Source organism: Acinetobacter sp. YH12218, assembly GCF_013417925.1.
GTDB lineage: Bacteria > Pseudomonadota > Gammaproteobacteria > Pseudomonadales > Moraxellaceae > Acinetobacter > Acinetobacter amyesii.
Window position 1 is genome coordinate 1 of record NZ_VPDB01000127.1, and the last position, 4,307, is coordinate 4,307.

The 4,307-nt window shown below is 40.8% G+C and carries 3 protein-coding genes and 1 pseudogene; all 4 read right to left on the reverse strand.

The features are described from left to right. Positions 1–149 precede the first annotated feature (149 nt). A complete protein-coding gene (arsB, locus tag FTV03_RS17165) occupies positions 150–1,190 on the reverse strand; it encodes an ACR3 family arsenite efflux transporter (protein WP_180042352.1) in 1,041 nt (346 codons plus the stop codon). Continuing rightward, complete coding sequence (locus tag FTV03_RS17170; RefSeq protein ID WP_180042354.1) at positions 1,190–1,663, reverse strand: arsenate reductase ArsC; 474 nt, start codon at positions 1,661–1,663, stop codon at positions 1,190–1,192. Before FTV03_RS17170 ends, arsB begins: the two co-directional genes overlap by 1 nt. Beyond that, positions 1,660–1,989 carry a metalloregulator ArsR/SmtB family transcription factor gene (locus FTV03_RS17175; RefSeq protein ID WP_180042356.1) on the reverse strand — a complete coding sequence of 110 codons (330 nt, stop codon included), beginning with the start codon at positions 1,987–1,989 and terminating at the stop codon, positions 1,660–1,662. Before FTV03_RS17175 ends, FTV03_RS17170 begins: the two co-directional genes overlap by 4 nt. Positions 1,990–2,102: 113 nt before the next feature. Further along, positions 2,103–4,166 (reverse strand): annotated as a pseudogene (locus tag FTV03_RS17180) (TonB-dependent receptor family protein); the annotation flags it as partial. Positions 4,167–4,307: the final 141 nt, after the last annotated feature.

Consider the following 4,307-nt stretch of genomic DNA (forward strand, 5'->3'; position numbering starts at 1 on the left):
TCCAGATTTAAATCCAATAGAAAATATGTGGTCACGAGTCAAGGCGATTCGAACTAAGTTTAGAGTTAAAGATATTGATAAATTATTTAAAGATTACTGTAATGATTTATTTGGTATTTAGCTATAGTTGAATATTGGGGAGCTTCATTTTAGTTCTCTTTATACCATTTGCGTTTTAACCATAGCGATACACTGACTAATGCAATAAGCACAGGCACTTCAACCAATGGGCCAATAATCGTGGTAAATGCAATCGGAGATGCAATACCAAAGGTGGCGATGGCAACAGCGAGGGCAAGTTCAAAATTATTACCCGCTGCGGTAAAGGATATGGCAGTGGTTTTGGCGTAATTATTACCCATCCATTTGCTCATCAAAAAGCTAATGAAAAACATCACCACAAAGTAGATCGTGAGGGGAATGCCAATACGCAGTACATCCATTGGAAGGCTCAAGACATCTGCACCTTTGAGGCTAAACATCATCACAATGGTAAAGAGTAATGCCATTAAACTGATGGGGCTGATTTTGGGTATAAATTGATTTTTATACCAAGCCAGACCTTTTTGTTTTACCAATATGGCACGCGTCAGGAAACCGAGCAGGAAGGGAATACCTAGATACACCAATACTGCATGTGTGATGGTCCAAAAGCTGACTTGGATCACTTGTGCTTCTATACCAAAATAAGGCGGTAAAAAACTCAAAAAGAACCATGCGTAGGTACTAAAAAATGCAATTTGGAAAATACTGTTAAAGGCCACTAAAGCCGCTACGTATTGGTTATCCCCACAAGCGAGATCATTCCAAACCAGAACCATTGCAATGCAACGTGCTAAACCAATCAGAATCAAACCGGTCATGTATTCAGGGTAGTGTTGTAAAAACACGATCGCCAAAATAAACATCAGGCAAGGTGCGATTAACCAATTTTGAACCAGTGATAGGTATAAGGTACGTTTATCTTTAAACACTTCAGGCAGCGCTTTGTAATCCACTTTGGCCAAAGGCGGATACATCATCAGGATTAAACCAATGGCAATCGCAATATTGACATCACCGATATTGAGTTGATTTAAAGCTCTTGAAGCACTAGGAACATACACGCCAATCGCAATGCCTAGCCCCATTGCGATAAAAATCCATAGCGTTAGATTGCGGTCTAGAAATGACAGTTTTGCAGCAGCCATTATTGGATCTCTGAAATTTTTTGGATTTCTTGGTTAAGCTCTTCACGACTTAATTGCGTAAAATCGAGCGTAAATAAAGCATCTAAACGGCGGTTAATATGCGCCACAGTATCAAGAAAAGCTGCAAGTTTGATGTCATATACAAGCTCTAAATGGGAAGGATCTTCTAAGCCCCAGTGGGCTTTGATGGCAGAGCCTAAGTAAATTGGGCAAGCTTCTTGAGCGGCAGAACCACAGACGGTAATCACCACATCGGGTTGGTATTGTTCACATGCTGCGATGGTTTTACTCGACAAGCCCTCAGTTGGTAGATTGAGGTTGTGTAGGGTTTTCAAGGTAAACGGGTGGATATGTCCTGAGGGTTTACTGCCTGCGCTATAGGCACGGAAACCTTCAGGGGCACGCTGGTTAAAAAGTACTTCGGATAAAATGCTGCGGCAGCTATTGCCAGTACATAGAAATAAAAAATTCATAGTGTTTCACACAATGTTGTCGTGTTTTTTGGGGAATTTAAATCGATGTCTTTAAATCGTTCTTGGTGACGCATAACATCGAATATTTGTGTACACCAAGTAGGCAGTGCAGGGTGAATGGAGTAATAGACCCATTGACCTTTACGTTGATCACTCAGCACACCTGATGAACGCAGTAATGCCAAATGACGCGAAATTTTAGGTTGGCTCAATTCAAGGGACTCGGTGAGTTCGCAGACGCAGAGTTCACCTTTACATGCCAACAGCATGATGATGTTCAGACGAGTCTCATCTGCAAGTAATTTGAAAAATTCAGTCTGTTCCATGTTTATCTGTATATATGGATTTGCATATATCTTTACATATGAATATATGGATGTCCATATGTGTTCTTCAATAAAGATCCCACACTTGGTGGGATTTTTATATTTAGATCAGTTTAAAAGTCGAATGAAGTTTGTAAGAAGAAAGTACGTGGCTGACCAATATATTTACCACCTGTTGCATCTGATGAACGGGTGAAATACTGTTTATCAAAGACATTCTTAATACCAGCAGCAACTCTAACCCCTTGTAGCGAACCGCCAAAGTCATAGCCTGTACGCACAGCAAAAGTTGAATAGCCTGGAATATCGCCTAGTTTACCATTTGCTGTTTCTTCAGTTTGGTAGATGTTAGAATCTTGGTTGCCTGGGGCACGTTGTTTAGATTGTGCATACATGTCGGCATTGATGGACCAAGCATCATATTTATAACCTAAGCCAAAGTTTGCGACATTTTGTGAATAGAAGGGCAAATCTTTACCTTTAAAGTTACCTGCTTCAGCAACCGCTTTGGTATAGGTGTAATTACCATAGGCTTTTAAGCCTTCGAGATTGTCAGCTAAATGTCCAAAGTCATAGCTAAAACCAGTTTCGATCCCTTTATGACTTGTAGCACCGAGGTCAGTCCAAAAGCCATTGTTTGCAGCATCGCGTTCTAAAATCAGTTCTTTGTCAAAATCTAGATAAAATGCAGTCAATTCAGCACTTAAACCATTGCCTAAATATTTGGTACCAATTTCATAGTTATTAGACTTTTCAGGATGTAAGCCATCTAAGGTGGTGACCGCTGTAGTGCCTTGTGTTGTCGCTAACTGGTTATATTACTGTGGACCAAAAGATACACCAGCATTGGCAAAGAAATTCCAATGGTCTGTTGCTTTATACAGGACAGCTAAACTTGGTAAAAATTCGTCAGATTGGATCGATGGATGAACAGTATTTTGTAATACGCCATCTTTATAGGCACTAAAACTGTTTTGTGTATCAATCGATTCAAAACGAACGCCGGGTGTAATATTCCATTTACCCAGTTCTATACGGTTATCGATATAAGCAGCGTGTGCTTTGGTGCCACCCGCACTACGGGTACGTGCTATAAACTGACCAGGTTCTGCATCTGCTGCGTATTCAGTACGGCCTGCGAACTCGGTGCTCTCTTCGTCCATATAACGGTAACCGACAGTCACTTCATTCAGCGTACTTCCTAAGCTATAGCTACGTGAATAACGTGGCTCAATGGCAAAGACTTTATAATCACGTGGTGAGGTATCTAAGCGATGATTGCCATTGGCTAAAGTAGATTCAAGGTTGCTGGTACGGAATGAATCGATGTAATAACTTAAAAGTTCAAAGTTGTTCGTGTCATCTTTATGTGTATAACGTAGGGATACATCTGAACGACGGCCAGTGAAAAAGTCACGATAATGCGACGTTTGATATGGATTTACTTCGAATTCAGCAGCGCTTAAACCTTCAGGCATTTCACCTGTACCATCGTAATGATGGAAATTTAATGCGATTTTATCCTGATCAGTGATGTCATAAGCGGTTTTTAACATGACATCATCAATGTCATTTTTATTGTTCGCTTCACGATAACCGTTGCCTTTAGTGCCTGAATAAAGCAAGGCAAGACCTAAACCATTATCTAATGTTCCACCAACAAACAGACTAGGACCTAATTTTACCTGATCTGTACCTGTTGCATATTCAGAGTTTAATGCCACGGTACCTTTAAAGTCTTCAGGAATGCTACGTGTGGCAAAGTTGATAATACCGCCGACATTTTGTGGCCCAAAACGGACAGAACCTGCACCACGGACTACATCAACAGATTCTATATTTCCTAAAGAGACAGGCGCCATCGAAAGCTGTGGTTGGCCATACGGTGCAAATGACATTGGTATGCCATCGATCAACACAGTTGAACGTGGAGAGAGGCGAGAAGTTAATCCACGAACGCCAATATTTAATGAAACATCGCTACCGCCAGTACCATTATTTTCTTGAACCTGAACACCAGAAACTTGGCGTAACGCATTTTTTAGAGATGTTGCTGCGCTTTCGTTTAAGCGTTTACGGTCAATAATGGTCCGCGCACCGGCATGCTTTTGCACCTTTTTTTCATTGGCGTTTTCCAGCCAGTTCCCTTGAGTTTCAATGGTGATGGTCGGTAAAACATCAGCTTGCGCGGTATAGCCAAATCCTAAAAACTATAGAACAATAGAGATATGGGATATTCAAAAGATTTTAAAGATAAAGTCATAGAAATTATGATTCGAGACGAAATGTCTGTGCGAAAAGCAGCACAGCATTTTAAC